Here is a 925-nt window from a genome sequence, read left to right as displayed (position 1 = left end):
GCCCGCCCCCGCCCCGGAGGAGCCCGCCACGTCACCGGCGCCGGAGGTCGCCCTGGACCGGGCCGACGAACCCGACCCGGCTCCGGTGCCCGAACTAGCCCCGGCCCCGTCGCCCTCGGCGCCGAAGCAGCCGGCGCCTGCGGCTCCACCGGTTCCGGCCGCGCTGTTGGAGCACGCCCGCAAGCTCGCCGACAACCACCGGGCCTCCACCGGCTCCCCGATGCCCGCCGACGTGCTCTCGGCCCGGCTCGGCCTGCCCGCCCCGATGGTCGACGCCATCGCCGCCCACCTGCAACTCACCTGACCAGCAAGAGAAGGAGGAACAACCGTGCGCACCTTCAACCGCCCGTCCGACTACCTGGACGCGGCCCGCGAGATGGCCGACTCCGGCCGCCCGGCGCTGGCCCGCCTGCTCGCCGAGGAAGCCGCCGAGCGCACCCCGGACCCGCAGGACAAGGCCCGCATCCTCGCCGACTTCCCCGGCCACAGCCTGCGGCAGGAGGGCTGAACCGATGGCCGTCTACCGCCGCTTCCGCGACCGCATCCGCATCGGCCCCGTCCAGGTCGCCACCTACTACGACGGCCGGGGCCGCGACAAGCACACCGCCGCCTGCACCGCCCCCGGCTGCGGCTTCTCCGCCGACTACCCCGACCGCTCCGGCGCCGAACTCGCCGCCCGCACCCACCGCTGCAAGGCATAGGAGACCACCGTCATGGACGTTCCGCTCTGGCTCGCCCTGCTCGCCGTCGGCTTCCTCGGCATCAAGCTCGTCCGCCCGCCGTGGTGGCTGGTGGCCGTGCTCCTGCTCGGCGGCTACCTCGCCGCCGACAGCTTCCTCAGCCCCGTCCTCAGCACCGCCCTCCACAAGTGACCGACACCGAAAGGACCCCTACCGTGCTCACCCCGAAATACCCGCCCCAGAAC

General features: G+C 74.2%; 3 protein-coding genes and 1 pseudogene. All 4 read left to right on the top strand.

Translation table 11 applies throughout. From position 1 onward, the window contains the following. Positions 1 to 304, top strand: a pseudogene (locus MTQ10_RS30770) (DUF2637 domain-containing protein); the annotation flags it as partial. 24 nt (positions 305 to 328) lie between these two features. Further along, positions 329 to 508 (top strand): hypothetical protein, encoded by a 180-nt coding sequence (locus tag MTQ10_RS30765; RefSeq protein WP_247474101.1) that lies wholly within the window; start codon positions 329 to 331, stop codon positions 506 to 508. Positions 509 to 512: 4 nt separating this feature from the next. Next, on the top strand, positions 513 to 701 hold the full coding sequence (locus MTQ10_RS30760; RefSeq protein ID WP_247474099.1) for a mobile element transfer protein: 189 nt from the start codon (positions 513 to 515) through the stop codon (positions 699 to 701). A gap of 12 nt (positions 702 to 713) precedes the next feature. Next, positions 714 to 872 carry a hypothetical protein gene (locus MTQ10_RS30755; RefSeq protein WP_247474089.1) on the top strand — a complete coding sequence of 53 codons (159 nt, stop codon included), beginning with the start codon at positions 714 to 716 and terminating at the stop codon, positions 870 to 872. The last annotated feature ends 53 nt before the right edge of the window (positions 873 to 925 follow it).

Origin of the sequence: Streptomyces sp. XM83C, from assembly GCF_023072675.1 — a bacterium.
Taxonomy (GTDB): Bacteria; Actinomycetota; Actinomycetes; order Streptomycetales; family Streptomycetaceae; genus Streptomyces; species Streptomyces thermocoprophilus.
Note: the sequence above shows the minus strand (reverse complement) of the source record. Positions and strands in the feature narration are given on the sequence as shown.